The 18,835-nt window shown below is 74.0% G+C and carries 19 protein-coding genes; 6 read left to right on the forward strand and 13 right to left on the reverse strand.

Annotation, left to right across the window (positions count from 1 at the left end; translation table 11 throughout):
• Positions 1–115 precede the first annotated feature (115 nt).
• Positions 116–682: a DinB family protein gene (locus tag ACFWIC_RS11655; RefSeq protein ID WP_329952489.1), complete on the reverse strand. Its 567-nt coding sequence runs from the start codon at positions 680–682 to the stop codon at positions 116–118.
• 114 nt (positions 683–796) lie between these two features.
• Positions 797–1,201, reverse strand: coding sequence for a helix-turn-helix domain-containing protein (locus ACFWIC_RS11660; RefSeq protein WP_329952490.1), 405 nt, complete (start codon positions 1,199–1,201; stop codon positions 797–799).
• 187 nt (positions 1,202–1,388) lie between these two features.
• On the opposite strand from ACFWIC_RS11660, the gene ACFWIC_RS11665 reads away from it, so the two are divergent.
• Together ACFWIC_RS11665 and ACFWIC_RS11670 are read left to right on the forward strand one after the other, a co-directional pair.
• Positions 1,389–2,057: an NAD(P)-dependent oxidoreductase gene (locus ACFWIC_RS11665; RefSeq protein ID WP_380517961.1), complete on the forward strand. Its 669-nt coding sequence runs from the start codon at positions 1,389–1,391 to the stop codon at positions 2,055–2,057.
• A 98-nt stretch (positions 2,058–2,155) separates the two neighbouring features.
• Positions 2,156–2,647, forward strand: coding sequence for a GNAT family N-acetyltransferase (locus ACFWIC_RS11670; protein ID WP_329952529.1), 492 nt, complete (start codon positions 2,156–2,158; stop codon positions 2,645–2,647).
• A gap of 12 nt (positions 2,648–2,659) precedes the next feature.
• Here ACFWIC_RS11670 and ACFWIC_RS11675 read toward each other — a convergent pair whose 3' ends face one another.
• The 4 genes from ACFWIC_RS11675 to ACFWIC_RS11690 form a co-directional block, all read right to left on the reverse strand.
• On the reverse strand, positions 2,660–3,823 hold the full coding sequence (locus ACFWIC_RS11675) for a S8 family serine peptidase (protein WP_380517964.1): 1,164 nt from the start codon (positions 3,821–3,823) through the stop codon (positions 2,660–2,662).
• Between the two features lie 118 nt (positions 3,824–3,941).
• Positions 3,942–5,435, reverse strand: a complete 1,494-nt coding sequence (locus ACFWIC_RS11680) for a hypothetical protein (RefSeq protein ID WP_380517965.1) — start codon at positions 5,433–5,435, stop codon at positions 3,942–3,944.
• Positions 5,432–5,890: a hypothetical protein gene (locus tag ACFWIC_RS11685; protein WP_329883607.1), complete on the reverse strand. Its 459-nt coding sequence runs from the start codon at positions 5,888–5,890 to the stop codon at positions 5,432–5,434. The genes ACFWIC_RS11680 and ACFWIC_RS11685 overlap by 4 nt, the downstream gene beginning before the upstream one ends.
• Before the next feature lie 153 nt (positions 5,891–6,043).
• Positions 6,044–6,757, reverse strand: a complete 714-nt coding sequence (locus ACFWIC_RS11690) for an endonuclease V (RefSeq protein WP_380517968.1) — start codon at positions 6,755–6,757, stop codon at positions 6,044–6,046.
• Between the two features lie 248 nt (positions 6,758–7,005).
• Here ACFWIC_RS11690 and ACFWIC_RS11695 point away from each other — a divergent pair, with 248 nt between their 5' ends.
• Complete coding sequence (locus ACFWIC_RS11695; RefSeq protein WP_380517971.1) at positions 7,006–7,233, forward strand: hypothetical protein; 228 nt, start codon at positions 7,006–7,008, stop codon at positions 7,231–7,233.
• Positions 7,234–7,328: 95 nt separating this feature from the next.
• On the opposite strand, the gene ACFWIC_RS11700 is transcribed toward ACFWIC_RS11695, so the two are convergent.
• Both ACFWIC_RS11700 and ACFWIC_RS11705 read right to left on the reverse strand, forming a co-directional pair.
• A complete protein-coding gene (locus ACFWIC_RS11700) occupies positions 7,329–8,045 on the reverse strand; it encodes an RDD family protein (protein ID WP_329952496.1) in 717 nt (238 codons plus the stop codon).
• Between the two features lie 82 nt (positions 8,046–8,127).
• Positions 8,128–9,720, reverse strand: coding sequence for an RDD family protein (locus ACFWIC_RS11705; RefSeq protein ID WP_380517974.1), 1,593 nt, complete (start codon positions 9,718–9,720; stop codon positions 8,128–8,130).
• Positions 9,721–10,159: 439 nt separating this feature from the next.
• On the opposite strand from ACFWIC_RS11705, the gene ACFWIC_RS11710 reads away from it, so the two are divergent.
• A complete protein-coding gene (locus tag ACFWIC_RS11710; RefSeq protein ID WP_329883603.1) occupies positions 10,160–10,576 on the forward strand; it encodes an SsgA family sporulation/cell division regulator in 417 nt (138 codons plus the stop codon).
• A 170-nt stretch (positions 10,577–10,746) separates the two neighbouring features.
• On the opposite strand, the gene ACFWIC_RS11715 is transcribed toward ACFWIC_RS11710, so the two are convergent.
• The 4 genes from ACFWIC_RS11715 to ACFWIC_RS11730 form a co-directional block, all read right to left on the reverse strand.
• Complete coding sequence (locus ACFWIC_RS11715) at positions 10,747–12,147, reverse strand: glycosyltransferase 87 family protein (protein ID WP_329952499.1); 1,401 nt, start codon at positions 12,145–12,147, stop codon at positions 10,747–10,749.
• Positions 12,148–12,322: 175 nt separating this feature from the next.
• Positions 12,323–13,954 carry a cellulose binding domain-containing protein gene (locus tag ACFWIC_RS11720; RefSeq protein ID WP_380517978.1) on the reverse strand — a complete coding sequence of 544 codons (1,632 nt, stop codon included), beginning with the start codon at positions 13,952–13,954 and terminating at the stop codon, positions 12,323–12,325.
• 281 nt (positions 13,955–14,235) lie between these two features.
• Positions 14,236–15,870, reverse strand: a complete 1,635-nt coding sequence (locus tag ACFWIC_RS11725) for an ATP-binding protein (protein WP_380517981.1) — start codon at positions 15,868–15,870, stop codon at positions 14,236–14,238.
• The gene (locus ACFWIC_RS11730) at positions 15,867–16,592 is read right to left on the reverse strand and encodes a response regulator transcription factor (protein WP_329883598.1); all 726 of its coding nucleotides are present in this window, start codon (positions 16,590–16,592) and stop codon (positions 15,867–15,869) included. The genes ACFWIC_RS11725 and ACFWIC_RS11730 overlap by 4 nt, the downstream gene beginning before the upstream one ends.
• 178 nt (positions 16,593–16,770) lie before the next feature.
• Between ACFWIC_RS11730 and ACFWIC_RS11735 the strand changes: the two genes are divergently transcribed.
• Positions 16,771–17,343, forward strand: coding sequence for a hypothetical protein (locus ACFWIC_RS11735; RefSeq protein WP_329883597.1), 573 nt, complete (start codon positions 16,771–16,773; stop codon positions 17,341–17,343).
• A 21-nt stretch (positions 17,344–17,364) separates the two neighbouring features.
• Here the strand turns inward: ACFWIC_RS11735 and ACFWIC_RS11740 are convergent, their stop codons facing one another.
• Complete coding sequence (locus ACFWIC_RS11740; RefSeq protein ID WP_355399135.1) at positions 17,365–17,895, reverse strand: VOC family protein; 531 nt, start codon at positions 17,893–17,895, stop codon at positions 17,365–17,367.
• Between the two features lie 381 nt (positions 17,896–18,276).
• Between ACFWIC_RS11740 and ACFWIC_RS11745 the strand changes: the two genes are divergently transcribed.
• Positions 18,277–18,774 carry an Lrp/AsnC family transcriptional regulator gene (locus ACFWIC_RS11745; protein WP_329883747.1) on the forward strand — a complete coding sequence of 166 codons (498 nt, stop codon included), beginning with the start codon at positions 18,277–18,279 and terminating at the stop codon, positions 18,772–18,774.
• Positions 18,775–18,835 lie beyond the last annotated feature (61 nt).

Raw genomic sequence — 18,835 nt, forward strand, 5'->3', positions numbered from 1 at the left:
CGCACCCCGACCCGAACCACCGGCCGACCGGCCCGACCGCCCGGCGGCCCGGCCGGAGCGACCCGTCGGAAGGACCCACCCGAAGGACCCGTCCGAGGGACCGGCCGGATCCCGTTCAGACCCGCTCGCCCGTCACGTCGTACAGGTGGTGGACCGGATCGTGGATCAGGTAGCGGGAGAACGACTCCACCGTGAAACGCGCCCCGTCGCTGCGGTTTCCGGTCCGCGCCCACTGCGCGCCCACCACTCCCTCGAAGGCCACCGCCAGCAGCTCCGCGGCCTCCGCCAGCTCCACCGCCACCACCGCCGGCTCCTGCTCCCCGTACCGCTCGGCGACAGCCGTCCCGTCCTGGTCCCAGTTCGGGAACAGCGGGTCCTCCCGGTCCAGCATCAGGTCCAGCCGCACGCGGAACAGCCGGAACACGTCCCGGACGTGGCACGCGTACTCGACGTCCGACCAGATCTCCGGACGCGGCCGACGGCGCAGCGCCCCCGGGTCCCCCGCCAGCACGGCCGTCCAGCCCTCCGCGTTGGCCCGGATCATTCCGGCGACGTCCTCGCGGTCCACCGCCCCGGAATCCAGCCCGCAGTCCGGGCAGGGGCGCTCCAGGACCCAGGTCCAGTCCTTGGAGTCCGGAACGATCCCGTCGGCGGCGGCCTCGGCCTGCTCAGAAGTGGTCATGCCCCCAGCATGGCCGGGCCCGCACCCGCCCCACCAGCGGCGTCCGCGCCAGCGGTCGCCGAAATGCTGCCACGCCGTCCGCCCGCGGCCACCGGGCGCCGCTCCGGCGGACCCCTACGCGGAGGGCTCCCGCTCGTACGCCTCGCGCGCCGCCAGCAGCTCCGCCAGGTTCGCGCGGCTCCAGTCGCAGACCGCGTCCATCGGCCCCAGCAGCGTCCGCCCGAGCGGCGTCAGCGCGTACTCGACCCGCGGCGGGTTCTCGTCGTACTCGGTCCGGACGACCACGCCCTCGTACTCCATCGCGCGCAGCGACTCGGCGAGCACCTTCGCGGTGATCCCCGCCAGCGGGACCCGCAGCTCGGAGAAGCGGCGCGGGCCGCCCTCCAGGCAGCGCATGATCTTCCACGCCCACTTGCGGCCGCCCAGCACCGGGACCGTCTGCACCGGGCAGTCCGGGTCGAAGAAGTCCGCCGGCAGCGGTACGGGCACGGTCCGCGTCGTTCCCCCGGTCTGCGTCATGCCCCGACGGTAACGGACCCGGCGCCCGCGCGGTCCGGGCCGCGTTACGGCCCCGTCCGCGGCCAGGCCCCCGTCCGCCGGCCAGGCCCCGTCGGCCGCCGGTACCGTTGAAGTAACCGGCACCCCCCGGTCTACCGTCACGGCAACGGCGGGCGACGACGCCCCCGACGAACGGACGGAGACCGCGATGAGCAGCACCGACAGCCCGATCGAAGCACCCGTGGACGTCATCGTCTTCGGCGCCGGCGGCCAGGTCGGCCGCGCCGTGGTCGCCGAGGCCAGGCGCCGCGGGCTGACCGTCACCGCCGCCGTCCGCGACCCCGGACGCCACGCCGACCTCACCGGCCCCGGCGTCACCCTGGTGTCCTGCGACGTCACCGACCCCGCCGCCGTCACCGGCGCGGCCCGCGGCCACTCCGCCGCCGTGAGCACCGTCTACACCCCCGACGTGCCCTCCGCCGAGTTCTACCCCGCCGCCGCCCGCGCCCTCGTCGCCGGCCTCCCCGCGGCCGGGGTCCGCCGGCTGGTCCACGTCGGAGTGGCCACCACCCTGGAGACCGCCCCCGGCGTGGCCGTCCACGACGACCCCGCCTTCCCCGAGGCCCACCGCGCCTTCTCGCTCGGCCACGCCGCCGCCCTCGACCTGCTCCGGGCCTCCCCCGCCACGCTCGACTGGGTCACCGTCACCCCGCCCCTGGACCTCGACCGCACCGCCGCCGGCACCGGCCGCTACCGGCTCGGCGGCCCGCAGGTCCTCGGCCGGCGGATCGCCCAGGCCGACCTCGCCGTCGCCGTCGCCGACCAGCTCACCGGACCGGCCGCCCGCCACCGCGAGCAGATCGCCGTCGCCGAGTAGCCCGGGCGGTCCGGCCGCCGTCCGGACCGCTCGGGGAGACCTCGCACCGGGACATCGCCCCTGGTCGGAACGGGGCACTCCGGTCCATGCTGGACACCATGCACATCCGCGACGCCACCCCCGACGACTGGCCCGCCATCTGGCCGTTCCTGCGCGACATCGTCGCCGCCGGCGAGACCTACTGCTGGGACCGCGACACCCCCGAGGACCTCGCCCGCGCCACCTGGTTCAAGCCCGGCGGCCGCGTCCTCGTCGCCGTCGACGAGGACACGGCCGGGACCGTCCTCGGCACCGCGGAGATCCACCCCAACCAGGCCGGCGCCGGCGCCCACGTCGCCAACGCCGGTTTCATGGTCGACCCCCGCCACGCCGGCCGCGGCGTCGCCCGCGCCCTCTGCGCCCACGTCCTCGACCGGGCCCGCGCCGACGGCTACCGCGCCATGCAGTTCAACGCCGTCGTCGAGACCAACCACCGCGCCGTCGCCCTCTGGCAGTCGTTCGGCTTCGACGTCCTCGCCACCGTCCCCGCCGCCTTCGACCACCCCACCGAAGGCCCCGTCGGCCTCCACCTCATGCACCGCACCCTGTAGCCCGGACGGCCACTACCCCAGCCGCCGACGGCGCCCCCGCACCACCAGCACCGCCCCGACCGCCCCCCCGGCCACCACCAGCCCCGCCGCCCCCGTCACCGTGTACGCAACCCCCGCATTCCCCCCGCCCCCCTGCCCCGCCACAGGCTCCTCCCACGGTTCCTCCGCAGCAGGAACCGCGGGAGGAGCGCTCCGTTGGGACTCGGGTCGCCCGACCAGGGGATTGGCCCGTGGGCCGTCGTCCACGACCGGATTCGGTTCCAGCGCTTTGCTCGGGGCCAATATCCCGTACCCGTAGCGCTCGTTCGGCAGGTTCGAGGCATCCGCCGGCCGAGTGGCGCTCCGGATCATCCGGTTGATGACCTGGCCGGCCGAGAGGCTGGGGTACTTCGCGCGAATGAGCGCGGCTGTGGCGGACACGTAGGCGGTGGAGTCGGACGTGCCATTGGCGATCGCATATCCCGCCGAGGACGTCGCACTCGCTCGCGGGACCTCGGCACCCGGTGCAACCAGCGTGGTTTCTGGCCCGTACGTCGATTTCCCCCAGAGAAGACCGTTGCGGTCCACTGCGCCGACCGCCACGACGCCGGGAAAGGCCGCCGGGTATTCAACCGGCTCAACCCGATCACCACCGTTTCCGGTGGCCGCCACCAGAACCACGTCCTTGTCGATGGCATACTTCACGGCCGCGCGCGTGTCCGGATCGTCTCCCTCGAAGCCGCCAATCGACATATTCACAACCTTGGCGCCGTGGTCTACCGCAAACCTGATGGCTTTGGCCACTCCCTGGGTCAAGGCCGGGTCACCCTCGTCCCACTTGAGTCGAATCGGAAGAACCTTCGCCTTCGGCGCCAGCCCCATGACCCCGGCCTTGCTGCCATGGCCATGTCCGGCAATGAGGCTTGCCATTCCCGTTCCATGGCCACTGCCGTCCACCGTGCCGTCGGTGTTCTCTCCTGAGAAATCGGCCCCAGGCAAAACCTGCCCGATCAGATCGACGTGCTCTTTCAGCACACCGCTGTCGATGACTGCGACGATTACGCCCTCACCCTGCGAGACCGGCCAGACCGCTAAATCGGCCTGGTAGCCGACAAGCGTCCACTGTGAATCCCTGATGTTGTCCGCCATGGCCGGTCCGCCGTTCGAGGCCGCGAGGAGCCCCATTGCCAGCAGCACAACCGTGCCGCACCTGAGCCGCCAAGTCCTCAAGCCCAGTCACTCCACTCTCAGCGGTTGTCCACGGTTCTGCCAGCTACAAGAAGCACTGTCGACTAGTCAGCCTGAAGGTCGACGGTCACTTCACCACGGGCGGGTTGACGTATTCCTCCGGTGCCCAGGTTTCGCCATCTTCGACCAGGTACGCGGGACGCCCAGACCCCGCCGCCTCGTTTCTCCGCCGTTGTGCGCTACCCAGCGGAACCACCGGGCCTGACGGCATCGACACGCCCGCCGCAGGCTCGGTCCGAACCCGGTTGAGGGAGACTCCCACCCCGGAGCCCCCCTCCGGTAGAGCCTTCTTGCTACCGGATCCAGGACCGGATCGATCCCCCACCCCTACGACCGTCCCGGCCCCTCGTGCATCAGGAGCCGAAGAACCCCGGCCTCCTGAAACCACACCGCCCCCCGGGAAGCCGTCAGCACCGAAGGCGGCGACACCGCGAGCACCGGCGGGACCACGCCCGCTGCCGGCTCCGTGCTCTTCGGGCCGGATCGGCGTGCCCCGGTCGCCGATAGGGCCTGACATGCGACCCGACCCCGGAACTTCGGGCTGATGAACCGATCTGCCGACTCCGCCGGGCAAAGCGGCACTCCCTGCACCTATAGAAAAGCCAGAGTTTGGCTGGCTGGTGCTCAATGGCCCCATCGCGTCGCTGGAGTGCGAGGCTGGCCGCGATTGGGGGAGGCTGACACCGTCAATAGCGGTTCCAGCCCCAAAGTTGGGCGAGCCTGTAGCGGTAGGTGGCGGAAGTGGCACTCCACCCTTGACTCCAGGATCCGACGGCGCCGGCACGACCTCTGGCCCTGTTAGGGGTCTTGCTACTGCCCCAGAGACCACCTGCGAACCCGCCATCGATCCTGGGTCCGGTCCCTGACCTGGGTTCACCCGAGCATAGCGATTCCCGAACTCTGCGCTGCCGACCGGACGGCTGCCGATAGTCGCACCACCCAACCCGGTGCCGCCGAATACCCCTCCCAGCGCCGCAAACCCACTCGATTCATCGGAAACGATCCCTGTGGCGTCGTCACGCTCATTACTCTTGCCCTTCGTCGGCGCGCCCATCGGCTGCGGGGGCTTCAGCATCGGGGCGGCTGTGCGGTAGTGCATGGCGAGGGTCTGCATGACGGTGGCGGCTTCGAGTTTCCGCTGGTCGGCGAGGGCGGTGCGGCTGTCCTCGTCGTCGGCGCCGAAGAGGGCGGAGAAGGTGTCGCCGACGCCGTCGGTGAGCTGGTCCCAGCCGCCGGGTTCCTCCGGCATGTCGCGTTTGGCTTTGGCGATGGCCTCGGAGACCGCCTTGAGGGTGATGGCGGCGTCGTTGGCGTAGGAGGCGGCGTTGTTGATGGTGGCGGCGAGGTGGAGCATGCGGGTGTGGAAGGCGTCGCTGGTGGTGCCTTCCCAGGAGGTGGCGGCCTCGGTGCTGGCGCGGGTGAGGGTGGTGCGGATGGCTTTGAGGGTGTCGGCGGCGCGGCGCCAGGGGTCGGCGGCGGCCATGACCTCGCCCGGGTTGAGGGCCTGGGCCATCGTGCGGAGTTCGGCGTGGCTGTAGTGCCTGAAGTCCGTGTACTTCACCGGACGCCCTTTCCGTCGTCGTGCCGGGCGGGGGCCACGGTCCGGGCGTAGGCGGCGGCGCTGGTGGCGGAGGGGTTGGCGACGGACCAGCCGTCGTCGCCGAGCTTCAGCTTGTTCCGGGTGCGGCGCTCCTGCTCCTCGTAGTTGGTGGCGGTGAGTTCGGCCTTCTTCTGGGCCTCGTCGACCGCGTCCTGGAGCTGGTCGAGCACGTCGCGCAGGCCGTCCCGCATGGTCTGGTAGCGGCCGTGCAGGTCGGTGGCCTCGGCGAAGGTGCCGAGGGCGTTCCGGCCGATGCCGCTGCGTCCGTGTGTCGTGGTGCCGTCGGCGTGGTGCTGGAACTCGGCCAGCAGCAGCCGCACCTGGGCGGCGAAGGCGCGCAGCTGTTCGACCTCGACGCGGTAGCCGCGTCCGCCCCCGCCTGTCGACCCGGTGCCCGTTCCGGTTCCCGTTGCCACGTGCGGCGCCTCCCCCGTGCGTCCGTCCGGTGTGTCGTGCGCGGTGCTGGTGCGGCGGCGCCGTGGGGTGGCGGCCGGTGAGTCATGTCTAACACACGGTCCGGGCGAGCAGAACGGTCCTCGGCGGAACGTCCGGACGCGTCTGGCGGTCCGTCAACTGATGTGCGCCTGCTGCCTTGTGGTGAGGGCGCGGCGGCAGAGCGAGTCGGCGTGGCGGGTGGTCTCGGGGAGCCGGTAGCGGGGGGCCAGCGCGAGGGTGGTGTCGACGGCTTCGGCGAGGCCGATGCGGTGGCCGACGGAGACGAAGACGGGTTTGACGCCGGGGCGGGTGCGGAGGGCCCGCCCGACCTCCTCGCCGGTGGCCGGATCGGTGAGCGGGGTCGAGTCGCCGCGGGCGGGGCCGGGGTCCCGGTGGTCGAAGGTGAACGGGGTCTTGGCGACGCCGAGGGTGCGCAGGCCGGTGAGGACGCCGAGGTGGCTGGCGAGGCCGAGGCGGCGCGGGTGCGCGAGGCCGTAGCCGTCGCAGACGACGGTGCCGGGTCGGTGGGTGAGGGCGGCGAGGGCGTCGAGGACGGCGGGGAGTTCGCGGAAGGCGAGCAGACCGGGGATGTAGGGGAAGGCGATCCGGCCGGTGGCGGTGGTCTCCTCGACGACGTCGAGGGTGGTGCGGTCGAGGACGACGGCGGCTGCGACGACGAGGTCGCGCTCGTCGTCGTAGGCGACGTCGACGCCCGCGATGAGCCGGTCGTCGGCGCCGGCCGGGCCAGGGGCGTCGGCGGCGCCGTACGGCTGGACGAGCGGGCGCAGCCGCTCCTGTTCGGCGAGCGCCTGGGCCTCGGTGGTCGGCCAGTCGGCGGGGATGGGCACGGCGGTTCCCCCCTGGGAGTACGGAGCGGATCGGTCGGTCGCACGGAGCGAGCGGGACGGGCCCACCGTATCCAGCGGGGCGGACGACCCCGGGGTGAGCCCGTGCGCCCCCTGTGCCCCGGGTGGGGCGGGTTAGCCTGGTCGGAATGCCGGAGGACCGGCCGGTCCTCCCGAACTCCCTTTCCGGGCGGGCCTTCTGGCTTCCGGTGCGACCCGCTCGTTCCCCCCGACGTGCGAAGGACTCCGCCATGCCGCGCCGCCCGACCCCGGCCCAGTTCGTCCTCGGTGTGTTCACCGTCGTCGCCGCCACCGTGGCGCTGCTGGCCGCCACCGGTGCCGAGGAGGTACCGGAGGTGGCGGTGGTGGTGGTCTTCTCGCTCGCCCTCGGCACGTTGGTGACGGTGCTGTCGCTGCGGGCCGCCGCCGGTCGTGCGGATCGGGCGGTTGCCGGGCACGGCTACGCCCGGCAGCGCTGAGGCGGCGCCACCGGGCGTACCGGGTGTTCCGGGGTGCGAGGTGCGGGTTCGAGCGGGCCGGGCGGTCGCGCGGCGGGGCTCAGACGGTGCGGGGCTCAGACGGTGGAGACCACCACGGTCTTGGCGGCCTTGTCGTGGATGCACTGGCGGTAGGGCTTGTCGAAGACGCCGAACATGCCGTCGATCAGCCACCAGAGCCAGGCGCAGCAGAGGACGGCGGGCAGGATGAAGACCGCGGCCCGGGTCCAGGCGGCGGACTGGGTCGGCGGGCTGCCGTCGATCAGCATGGCGACCCGGATCTTCATGGCCTTCTTGCCGAGGGTCTGGCCGTCCCGGCCGAGCATCACCCCGTCGTAGACGAGGTAGATGGCGCAGGCGACCCAGAAGGCACCGGCGGAGCCGGAGCTGTCGGAGAGGCTGGCGAAGGGCAGCACCAGCAGGACGGCCACGGCCTGCACCAGCAGGTAGTCGATCAGCTGGGCGAGGATCCGGTTGGGCCAGCTGCCGAGCGGCGGCATCCCCGGGACGGGGCCGGCGCCGGGTGTGCCGTGGCCGGCGGGACCGTGGCCGGGCGGGGGCTGGTCGTAGGGCGACCGGCCGGGCGGGGGCTGTCCCTGTCCGTACGGCGAGCCGCCGTAGGTGCCGCCGTACGCGCCGGGGCGGTCGGAGGGGGTGCCGGACGGCGGCGGGGTGCCGTACGGGTCCGACGGCGTACCTTCCGGCGTGCCGCCGCCCTGCTGCGGGGGCTTCTTGTCGAAGGAGGGCTGGCCGCCCCCCTCCGGCTCGGGGCCTGAGGGGTCGTGGGTGCTCATCCCCCGAGTAGAACATCACACATTCTATGAACTTGGGATATTTGGTCGATTTTGTCCGACCTGGCTCTCGGGCGGACCCGGGTCAGAGCCGGACCACGCGGGTGCGGGCCGCCCGGTCGTGCCAGCCGCGCCGGGCGGGGCGGTCGAACAGCGGCCAGACCAGGCCGACCAGCAGCAGCGTCGAAACCTGCCTGACGAGCCATCGCACCAGCGACCGGCCGAGGCCCAACCGGGCGCGGGCGGCGGACGAGGCGGCTGACGGAGCGGCGGCAGGGACGGCCGCGGCGGCGTCGATCACCCGGATCCGGGCCAGCCGTTTGCCGAAGGTCTGGCCGGTACGGGCGGTCGGCAGGACCTCGTAGAGCAGGCCGACGAAGAGGAGGATGCCGATCAGGACGGCGACCTTGCCGACCACCACGCCGTCCAGCATCCAGACGTCGACCTGACGGCGCGTGAGCCGGCTGGCCATCCTCGCCTGGGCGAGCTTCTCCTGGAGGTGGTCCGCGACGGACGTGCCGAGCGGGATCCCGGCGGCGGTGGCGACGACGGCCAGGACGGCGGTGTCCACCAGTCGGGCGGCGAGCCGCCGGCCGGGCCCGGCCGGCTGCGGCGCGGGCCTGATCGTCCGGCGCCGGGTCCCCGCCGCCCGGGCCCCCGCCGTCCGGGTCGCGGACGATCGGGGCGGGGCCGACGCACTCCCCGCGGAGCGGGACGCGGGCGGACGGGTGGCGGCGGGCACGGGAGCAGCGGGATCGGGCGCGGCCGGTACGGGAGCGGCCGGCCGGGCGGACCGTGTGGGCCCGGTCAGCGGCGCCTCCTCCGGCCCGGCCGACGCCGCCGCCGTCGCCGCCTCCCCCTCCGCCGAGGCGGACGTCGGGGCGGCCACCTGGGCGGCCACCGGAGCGACCGCCGGGGCCGAGGCCCGGAGCGGCACCGGCTTCTCCACCGGCGCCGGAACGGCCGCCCCGGCAGGCGCCTCCACTCCGGGAACCACCCCCCAGGAGACCCAGCGCGGTGCGGCGCCCTGCTCCATCGGGCCGCGCGGTGCCCGGGGGGCCGCCTGCCGGTCGGGCGGTTCCACCGCCGCGACGGAACCGGGCGCCGCGACGGGCACCGCCCCGTGCGGCCGGGGTTCCGGGACCGCCCCGAGCATGCCCTCGCCGGCCGGCTCCACCATCGGGTCCGGCGCCACGTCTGCCGCCGCTGCGTAGGCCGACCGGACGACGGTCCGGAACACCGGCCCGCCCTCCGGTACCGAGAAGGTGAACGAGGCGCCGCCCGACGTCTCGTCCAGGTACACGGGCCCGGTGTCCCCGGGCGAGACCGGCACCGGCTCCGAAATCAACACCGGCTCCGACGTCGGTACCGGCTCCGACGTCGGCACCGAAACCGAGTCCGCCGCAGCCTCCCCGACCGGGTCGGCGGCCGGTTCGACGGCTGTCGGCGGCGGCATGTACCGCGCGCCCACCCCGGCCGCCGCGCCGGACCGCCGGGTCGCGTACCGGGGCGGTTCCAGCACCTCGCCCGCCGCCGGGGCGGGCCGAGTCGTGCCGGGCACCCAGGAGGTGCCGCCCCAGTAGCGGACGAAACCGGGCACGGAGGGGTCGGGGTAGTAGCCCGGCGCGGGGCCCGCGGCCGTCTCCGTGCTGCCGCCCGCGAGAGGCCGGTCCGTCATGGGGGTCTTCTTTCCTGGCAGGGCCGATGCGGCTCGCCCGGCGAGGGGTGCGCGCGACGGTGGCTCGGGCGGCACCGGGTGGCGGCGGTGGCGGCGCGCGCGAGGGGGCGTCGGCGGGTGGGCGGACAGTCGCCGGACAGTCACCAAGGGTAGTGCCTCGGCGGACCCGGGGTGTGAAGTTGGCCGTTCACCGGACAGCCCCGGCCCGCCCGCGGTAAGGAAGACGGCGCGAACGCCGGAGCGCGCGCCCGTTCTCTCCGCGTTCACCACTCCCCGACGCCCGCCCCGAACCCCCCACCCCGGTCCCGGTTCCGAACCCTCACCGAGGGCCCCCGTCAAGAAATCTCGAAAACACGTGTAAGAGCGCTCCCGGACCGCGCTCTCCAAGGTCACAGGGCCCGATACCGGGCATGAAGCGCAGGCAGAGAGGAAACCGATCATGGAGCGCCCGACGAGCGTGGTCGAGCACGAACTGGAACTCAACCTGGTGCTCTCCCCCGAGCACAGCGTCCCCGTCCCGGCCCGGCTTTCCTACGGCAGCCACGACCCGTACGCCGTCTACATCACCTTCCACCTGGACACCGGCTCGCCGGTCACCTGGGTGTTCGCGCGGGAGCTGCTGGTGGAGGGCACCTTCCGGCCCTGCGGGCAGGGGGACGTCCGGATCTGGCCGACCCGCTCGGGCCGGCGCAGCGTGCTCTGCATGGCGCTGAGCTCGCCGGCCGGGGACGCACTGCTGGAGGCGCCGCTGCCGGCGGTGGCCGCCTGGCTGGAGCGGGCGCACCGGCTGGTGCCGCCGGGCAGCGAGATGGCCGCGCTCGACATGGACGGTTCACTGGCCGAGCTGCTCGCGTGAGCCGCACGGCCCGGGCGCACCGGTCCGGGCCCGGCCCGAACAGCGCGACGACCCCGAGCACCCCGACGGCGCCGAACACCTCGACCGTCCCGAGCACCCCGACCGCCACGGACAGCCCGACCGCGCGCGGCGGCCCGGTCGCCCCCGGCGGACCGGCGGCAGCCGGCGACTCAGCTGGCCGCGGGGGCCTGCTGACGTTCGCGCGCGGGATCCGGCCGGTCGCCGCCCCGCTGGCCGGGCAGCGCCACGAGCGGCGCGCCGGCGGCCAGCCGCCGGGCCCTTATGCGTAGCGCGGCGGCCAGCAGGAAGCAGATCCCGACCAGCGGGTAGACCGAGGTCGGGATCTGGCGGAGCGGCGAGAGCTCCAGCACCAGCGCGCCCTGCGGTTTGGCGGCCCACATCGCGAAGGACACGAAGGCGACCAGCGTGGCCCAGAAGGCGGCCCGCCAGCGAACCTTCCGGACGGCGGCCGGACGGCCGTGTTCGACCGCCGCCTCGCAGCCGAGCAGGACGATCATCGGCACGCACCAGACCCAGTGGTGGGTCCAGCTGATCGGCGAGATCAGTACCGCGGTGACGGCGGCGCAGCAGACGCCCCACGCCTCGGCGCGCGGCAGCCAGCGGGTGCTGTTCGCGGCCCAGGCGGCGATCCCGAGACCGGCCACCGCGACGGCGGCGGAGGCCAGCGTGCCCACCGCACCCGGCTCGGCGGTGTGCAGGAGGCGGGCGACGGCGCCGCTCAGCGCCTGGTTGTCGACGATCTCGGTTTTGCCGACCCGCGAGGAGTCGTAGAGGTACTTGGTCCAGAAGCCCCAGGTCGCGTCGGGCAGGAACAGGGCACCGATCAGGAAGGTGCCGAGGAAGGTCGCGCCGGCGACGAAGGCGGCGCGGACCCGGCCGGTGATCAGCAGGTAGACGGCGAACAGCCCGGGGGTGAGCTTGATCCCTGCGGCGATGCCGATGGCGATGCCCTTGCTGCGCCGCCCGTCGGGCCGGGTGAGGTCCCAGAGGATCAGGCAGGCGAGGGCGAGGTTGATCTGGCCGTAGCGCAGCGTGGTGTAGACGGGTTCGAGCCAGACGCCGGCGCCGGTGACCAGGATCACGCCGATCGGGCGCAGCTCGCGGCGCGGCCAGCCCACCAGTTTGAACGACAGGTGGGTGAACAGGGCGAGCAGTCCGAGGTTGCCGAGCGTGATCGCGACCCGCAGGAACGGCACCGGGAACCAGGTCGTCGGCACGAAGAGCATCGCGGCGAACGGCGGGTAGGTGGCCGGCAGGTTCCACTGGGTGACGCGCAGCCCGTAGAGGTCGTCGCCGTTGGCGACGGCCGCGCCCTCGGCCCGGTAGACGATCATGTCCACCATCGAGGTGTGGGCGAAGTGCCGGACGACCGCGTAGGCCATCAGGGAGAACAGCGCCAGTGCGGAGACGGCCAGCAGCGGCCGGCGCGGGGCCTCGCGCAGGGCGCGGGCGGGCGCGCCGAGGGCGGTCCGCAGCCGCTCCGACAGGGGGGCGGGCGCCTGCTCCGGTACGGTTCGCACCGCGCTGCGCTCGTCTTGCACCGCTGTCACTGTTCGCTCCGTCCACCGTTCGGCCAACCAGCGACGATACCCGATGCCCGTCGACCGGACCCGGCCGCGAACGGTGACGGGGAGTGACGGTGGTGCCGGCCGGCCGAGCCCTGTTGCGGTCGGGGCGCGGCCGGCCGGAGCCGGGGGGCGGGTACCGGACCGGTACCCGGCGAGGTCAGCCGGTGTAGGCGCCGAGGGCCCGGGTGAAGTCCAGCGGCTGCTGGACGATCGAGCTGCAGCTGGCGTCGGCGTAGGCCTTGGCCCCGCCCTCGCAGGCCTTGTCGCGGGTGCCGGACCACATCGCCAGCCAGGCGAGGTGCTTGGACTTGGCGAACTCGGCGAGCTGCTTGGCGTCGGCGACGGTGAAGATCTCGCTGGCCACGTCGTTGACGCCGATCATCGGGGTGACCGCGACCTTGCGCCAGGCGGCGGCGTCGTCGAGGCCGAGCACGCTCTTGACCTGGGCCTGGGTGGCGGTGGCCGCGGCGATGGCGTACTTGCCCATCTGGCCCTGCGGGTTCGGGGCGACGCCGTCGCCGAAGTCCATCGCCATGATGTTGACCGCGCCGATCGCCACGCCGTTGTTCTTGGCGTCGGCGACCAGGTTGACGCCCTCCTGGGTCAGGCCGGAGGGGAGTGCGGGCAGGGTGAAGGAGACGTCCAGGGCCTTGCCCTTGGCGGCGGCGTTCTTCTGCAGCTGGGCGATGGCCTGGGCGCGGCGGGTGTTGGCGGCGGCGTTGGCGATCGCGCCGCCCTCGACGTCGAAGTCGACCTTGGTGAGGCCGAAGGTGTCCACGGTCTTCTGGTAGACGGCGGTCAGGTCGGCCGTGGACGAGCAGGCGAGGGCCAGCTCGCTGCCGTTGGCACCGCCGAAGGAGACCCGGACGTCGCCGCCGAGGGCGCGCAGGGCGCCGATCTGGGCGGCCACGGCGTCGGCGGCGAGGTCGCTGACGCCGCCCCACTTCGGGGTGCAGCCGCCGCCGGAGACCACGAAGGCCAGGTTGAAGTTCTTGACGCCGGTGGCCTTGGCGGTGGCGACCAGGTCGTAGGGCGGGTACAGCGAGGTGTCCACGTACGGGGCGAAGCCGGCGCCGGTGACCGGGACGGGGGTGTCCGTCGCGGTGGCGGTGGGCGTCGGGACCGGCGTGGTCGCGGTCGCGGTGGGCGTCGGCGCCGGGGTGGTGGGCCTGGTCGTGGTGGCGGTCGGGCTCGGCGTGCCGGGCTTGGTCGCGGTGGCCGAGGCGCTCGCCGAAGCCGAGGCAGAGGCGGACGCCGACGCCGACGCGGTGGCCGACGCCGTGGCGGAGGCGGTGGAGGTCGGGCGCCCCGACGGAGTGGGCGCCGTCCCGTCACCGGCCTTGCAGGAGACCTTGTTGATCAGGCAGTTGCCCGGTTCGCCCTGCGCGGCGCCGGCGCCCTGGGCGACGAAGCCGATCACGATGCTCTTGCCCGGATCCAGCCGCTTGCTCCACGACTCCGGCTTGACGGTGACGTGCTGGCCCTCGACCGTGAACGCGGCGTTCCAGAGCGAGTCGATCTTCGCCCCGGCCGGCAGGTCGAAGGTGAGCGTCCAGTCCTCGATGGCGCTGCTGTCCGGGTTGGTGACCAGGTACTGGCCGGTGTAGCCGGCGTCCCAGCTGCTGGTGCGGCTGTAGACGGCGCCGAGCGAGGCGGCGCTGGCCGAGGAGGCGAGGACGACGACGCCCCCGGCGACCAGGGCCGCGGCGACCGCCGAGGCGGCGAGGACCGCTCCCTTGCGGCTGCGACGGCGGCGTCCTGGACGGCGGTCGGGCTGCTGGGTCGTCATGGGGGCGTACCTCCGCGGCAGGCAGGTGGGGACCGGGTGGGGTCACGGGTGTCCGCCGGACGCGTGGGTGCGTGGACCCGTCGCGGGCGAGCGTGACCCGGCTCGGTCGAGGGTGACCGGCACGGTCGGATGACCGGCGCGGACGACGCTAGCGGCGCCGGATGGCCGAAACCCGCCTGCTGAGCCAGGGGTAGAGCTCTCTTACGGTGCGCTTAAGAAAGAGGAGCGGACGTCTCACCGCACCGGTGCCGAAACCTTTCGCCAAGTCATCGCGCGGGCGATCAGCGCGAGAACAGCGCCCCGCGGCTGCGACGCCGGCTGGTCCGCCCGGTCCGGGCCGGCACGATGCCGTCCTGCCGGCTCTGCAACCTGAGCCGGATCTCGGCGCCGCCGAGCACCGACGAGCTGCCGAGCGCGAGGTCGCCCCCGGTGGCCTCGGCGAGCTTGCGGACGATGTCCAGGCCCAGACCCGTGGAGCCCTCGCCACCGTGGCCCTCACCGCGCTTCAGGGCGGCGGCCGGGTCGGTGAAACCGGGACCGGCGTCGCCGACCAGCACGATCACCGAGCTCTCGGTGGCCATCACGTCCACCGAGAAGGCGGTGCCGATCGCCGTGTGCCGGAAGACGTTGCCGAGCAGCGCGTCGACGGCGGCGGCGAGGTCCCCGCGCTGGACCGGGACGGGCGTCTCCCGCTCGGCGCCCGCCAGCTGCCAGCGGCGGCCCTCGTCCTCGGCGAGTGCGGACCAGAAGCCGACCCGCTCCCGGATCACCTCGGCGGCGTCGCAGCCGACCAGGACGACGGGCGCGTCCTCCGGCGCCCGCCGGGCCGACCGGATGATCTGGTCGACCTCGCGCTCCAGCTGGGAGACGGCGTGCCGGGTGGCGTCCGCCGCGTCCCCTTCGCCGAGCGAGGCCGCGTTGAGCCGCAGCACGGTCAGCGGGGTACGCAGCCGGTGCGACAGATCTGCGGCCAACTCGCGTTCGGCTGCCAGGAGTTGCACGACACGATCGGCCATCGCGTTGAACGCGTGGGCGGCCTCGCGCAGTTCCTCGGGGCTGCCCGCGGCCTGCTTGCCCTCCACCGGCACCCGGACGGTGAGGTTCCCGGAGCCCAGCGAGCGGGCGGCGGCGGCCAGCCGGCGGGCGGAGGCGACGATCCGCGCACCCATCCGGTCGGCGACCAGGACCGAGATGGCGACCAGGGCCAGCGCGACCCCGGAGAGCACCTGCCAGGCGGTCGAGACACCCCGGGTGAGGTCGCCGTCGGCCACGAACACCTCGACCACGGCGGTCCGGACGGTGTCCACCGCAACCGGCTGGAGCAGCGCGTACCCGCCCGGGACCTCGACGGTGAACGAACGTCCCTGGACGCCCGCGGTGGTCACGTCGGCGCCCAGGGCGCGGACCTCGCCGATGGTCGCACCGGCCGACGGCCCGGGCCCGGCCGCCCCGGATCCCACCGGCGCGGGACCCGGCCCGGCCTGCGCCGCGGCCACCCCGCTCGCCGCCGACCCGCTCGCGACCGCGCCCGGGCCGCCGCTGCCCGCACCGGCGGACGCCGGGCCCGGAACTCCGCCTGACGGACCGCCCGTCGGACCGGCGGTCGCACCCGGCCCCGACCCCGTGGACGCCTTGGTCCCCGCCCCCTCGGGCGGCGGCAGGTGCACGGCCATCCGCCCCTGCGCACCCGCGTCGGTGGACGCCACCGCCCGGGCTATGGCGTCCTGGTCGGTGGTGATGGCGAGCGCCGGACCGAGCGCCGCCGCCTGCCGCTCGGCCGCGGTGAACGCCCGGTCCCGGGCGGTCTGCTGGACCATCAGGCCGAGCGGGATGAGGAAGGCCAGCGCGACCATGGTGGTCCCGGCCACGGCGGCCTTGATCAGGGCCCAGCGCAGCGAGTGTCCGAACCTCCTCATGTCCGGCGCTCCCCGGGGACGGGCCCGGGCCCGGCGGGGTGCCCGGCGGCCTCCAGCCGGACCCCGACGCCGCGCACGGTGTGCAGGTAACGGGGACTGGACGCGGTCTCGCCGAGCTTGCGCCGCAGCCACGAGAGGTGCACGTCGATGGTCTGGTCCCCGCCGTAGGTCTGCCGCCACACCTCGGCCAGGATCTCCTTGCGCGGCACGACCACGCCGGGCCTGGCAGCGAGGAAGGCCAGCAGGTCGAACTCCCGACGGGTCAGGTCGAGCGGTCTGCCGTCCAGCGAGGCCTCCCGGCGCTGGAGGTCGATGGCCAGCCCGCCGACCCGCAGCACCTGGCTGACCGGCGCCGCGCCGCCGCCGAGCCGGCGCAGCACGGCGGCCATCCGGGCGCTGAGGTGTTCCCCGGAGAACGGCTTCACCAGGTAGTCGTCGGCGCCGTCGTTGAGCAGCCGGACGATCTCGGCCTCGTCGTCGCGGGCGGTGGAGATGATCACCGGGACGTTGGTCAGTCCACGGATCATCTTGAGGGCCTCGCTGCCGTCCAGGTCCGGCAGTCCGAGATCGAGGATCACCAGGTCACAGCCGACCTGGGCGACCTCGCGCAATGCCTCAAGTGCCGTGCCCACGCTACGAACCGCGTGGCCGGTGTCGGACAGGTGGCGGATGAGGGCGGATCGCACGAAGGGGTCGTCCTCGACCACGAGCACTGTTGCCATGGGGCTGCACGGTACGCCATCGCCCCCGAATGGTCTGTACCTCGGGGTGGCTCCGGACGGGACCGCCGGCCAGGTCGGCACCGGTTCGGCCGGGCCGCCGGGGGTTTGTGCAAGTTCCCTGCCTAAGTACCGGGGCGCCCGTCTGCCCGGCCCGCGAGTACGGCAGGATGTGCGCACGATGCGGAACGGACTGGTACAGCTCGGCGCCTGGGCGGCGGCCACCGGGGCGGCGGTGGCGCTGTCCTGGTTCGGCGTGCACGCGGTGCTGACCGGCGCCGCCTTCGAACAGCCCACCGCGCTGCCGTTGCCGTCCCCGGCGTCGGCCGACGGGGCGAGACCCACGCCGACGCTCACGGTGACGCAGCAGCAGTCGGCGACCCGGTCGGAGTCGCCCGCGGCGCCGCCGACCGCGTCGGCGAGCTCCCCGCGGCCCACCGCCCCCGTGGCGCCGTCGCCCCCCGCGACGCCCGCGGCTCCCTCCGCCGCCGCTCCGTCCCCGCACCGACCCTCGCCGGTCACCTCCACCACGTCCTCCGTGCGCAGCTATCTCGTCCCGGGCGGCAAGGTCGCCCTGGACCTCAAGACGGACAACGCCTCGCTGATCTCCGCCGCGCCGGACCAGGGGTGGAAGATGCAGGTCTGGAACGGCCCGCAGTGGATCCGGGTGGACTTCACCAAGGACAACCAGGCCAATTCGGTGTTCGTCTACTGGAACGGCCACCCGCCGGTGGTCGACACCGTCACCCGCTGACCGCGGGCGCCCCGGCAGCCGTCACCACCGGTCGAAGGGGACGTAGCCGGGCAGGTACGGGCCGGCGTACCGGGACCGGTCGACCAGGGTGTGCCGGGTTCCGCCGGGCACACCGATCGCGGCGAGCACCACCGTGCCGTACGCGTCCCGCACCTCGTAGGGCTCGGCCAGCGAGGCCGCGCCCCGGTCGACGGCGAAGTCGTACGCGTAACAGACGTCCGGCACGGAGACCGCGAGGTCGACGACGCCGTCGCCGTGCCGGGCCAGGTACCCGGCCAGTTCCCGGCCGCGCGGGCCGATCACCTGGACGAGGGAGGTGAGCACGAACCGCGTCCCGGGTGCCCGCAGGACGTAGGAGACGGTCTCCGGCTCGCCGGTCTCGGGTCCTGCGTAGGCCGTACAGCGGAGGCCGAGCGCGACGGCGTACCGGCGGGCCGCCCGCTCGGCGTCGCCGACCGCGAAGACCACCGCGTCGGCATGGCCCATGGGGAGGAGCTCGGGCTCTCCCAGGCCGGCGGTGAGCAGCACGGGTTCGATGGCGGTGTCGGTCATGTCGGCCCTCCCGGTAGGTGTACGGACCACGGTTGACGGTCCCGTCCGCCGGTACGGGGACCGGCTCACGGGGTTGTGGCTGGAGGGTGGCGCCGAGTCGACCTCCACGCAACTGTTCCGTTTCCTCCTGGTCAAGGTGTGCTCCGGGGCGGGAGAATCGACCGGACCGCTGTACAGAATGCCCACCGGAGGACGGAGCCCGCGATGCCCCCCGCCCATGCGCCCGGCTCCCCCGGATCGTCCAACTCGCCCGTCGGTCAAGGACATTCCGGCCCGACCGGCGCCCCCTCCGGCGGCCCTGCGGGCAGCCCGGCCGGCGGCCCGACCGGCGCCCCCGGCGGCAGTGCCCTCGGCAATCCGACCGGCGGCCCCTCGGGCGTCCTGCCCGGCGGTACGGCCGGGAGCACCAACGACGCGATCGACGCGCTGGACGGCCGGCTGATCCGGCTGCTCGCCGAGGAACCCCGGATCGGGGTGCTGGAGTGCTCGCGCCGGCTCCAGGTCGCGCGCGGCACGGTGCAGGCACGACTGGACCGGCTCCAGGCGCGGGGCGTGATCGGCGGGTTCGGTCCCGAGGTGGACCCGGCGGCCCTGGGCTACCCGGTGACGGCCTTCGCGACCCTGGAGATCTCCCAGGGCCAGGGCGCCGACGTGCGCAGGCACCTGGCGTCGGTGCCGGAGGTCCTGGAACTGCACACCATCACCGGCCACGGCGACATGATGGTGCGGATCGTGGCCCGGTCCAACGCCGATCTGCAGCGGGTGATCGACCGGGTGGTGGGGTTCGACGGGATCGTCCGGTCCTCGACGGCGATCGCGCTGGAGAACCCGGTGCCGTACCGGATCCTCCCGCTGGTCGACCAGGCCGCGGCGGAGTGATCGGCCCCGGCCCGGGGCCGGGGGCGCCGATCACCGGGCGCCGGGATTTCCGCCGGACGCA

This window comes from Kitasatospora sp. NPDC127035 (genome assembly GCF_042726075.1).
GTDB lineage: Bacteria > Actinomycetota > Actinomycetes > Streptomycetales > Streptomycetaceae > Kitasatospora.

What these genes read in the sequence shown, in the direction of transcription:
- ACFWIC_RS11655 (WP_329952489.1), bottom strand. Translation starts at nt 682, where the DNA reads ATGACCACTTCTGAGCAGGCCGAGGCCGCCGCCGACGGGATCGTTCCG.
- ACFWIC_RS11670 (WP_329952529.1), top strand. Translation starts at nt 2,156, where the DNA reads ATGCACATCCGCGACGCCACCCCCGACGACTGGCCCGCCATCTGGCCG.
- ACFWIC_RS11725 (WP_380517981.1), bottom strand. Translation starts at nt 15,870, where the DNA reads ATGAGGAGGTTCGGACACTCGCTGCGCTGGGCCCTGATCAAGGCCGCC.
- ACFWIC_RS11660 (WP_329952490.1), bottom strand. Translation starts at nt 1,201, where the DNA reads ATGACGCAGACCGGGGGAACGACGCGGACCGTGCCCGTACCGCTGCCG.
- ACFWIC_RS11700 (WP_329952496.1), bottom strand. Translation starts at nt 8,045, where the DNA reads ATGAGCACCCACGACCCCTCAGGCCCCGAGCCGGAGGGGGGCGGCCAG.
- ACFWIC_RS11735 (WP_329883597.1), top strand. Translation starts at nt 16,771, where the DNA reads ATGCGGAACGGACTGGTACAGCTCGGCGCCTGGGCGGCGGCCACCGGG.
- ACFWIC_RS11730 (WP_329883598.1), bottom strand. Translation starts at nt 16,592, where the DNA reads ATGGCAACAGTGCTCGTGGTCGAGGACGACCCCTTCGTGCGATCCGCC.
- ACFWIC_RS11710 (WP_329883603.1), top strand. Translation starts at nt 10,160, where the DNA reads ATGGAGCGCCCGACGAGCGTGGTCGAGCACGAACTGGAACTCAACCTG.
- ACFWIC_RS11740 (WP_355399135.1), bottom strand. Translation starts at nt 17,895, where the DNA reads ATGACCGACACCGCCATCGAACCCGTGCTGCTCACCGCCGGCCTGGGA.
- ACFWIC_RS11705 (WP_380517974.1), bottom strand. Translation starts at nt 9,720, where the DNA reads ATGACGGACCGGCCTCTCGCGGGCGGCAGCACGGAGACGGCCGCGGGC.
- ACFWIC_RS11695 (WP_380517971.1), top strand. Translation starts at nt 7,006, where the DNA reads ATGCCGCGCCGCCCGACCCCGGCCCAGTTCGTCCTCGGTGTGTTCACC.
- ACFWIC_RS11720 (WP_380517978.1), bottom strand. Translation starts at nt 13,954, where the DNA reads ATGACGACCCAGCAGCCCGACCGCCGTCCAGGACGCCGCCGTCGCAGC.
- ACFWIC_RS11665 (WP_380517961.1), top strand. Translation starts at nt 1,389, where the DNA reads ATGAGCAGCACCGACAGCCCGATCGAAGCACCCGTGGACGTCATCGTC.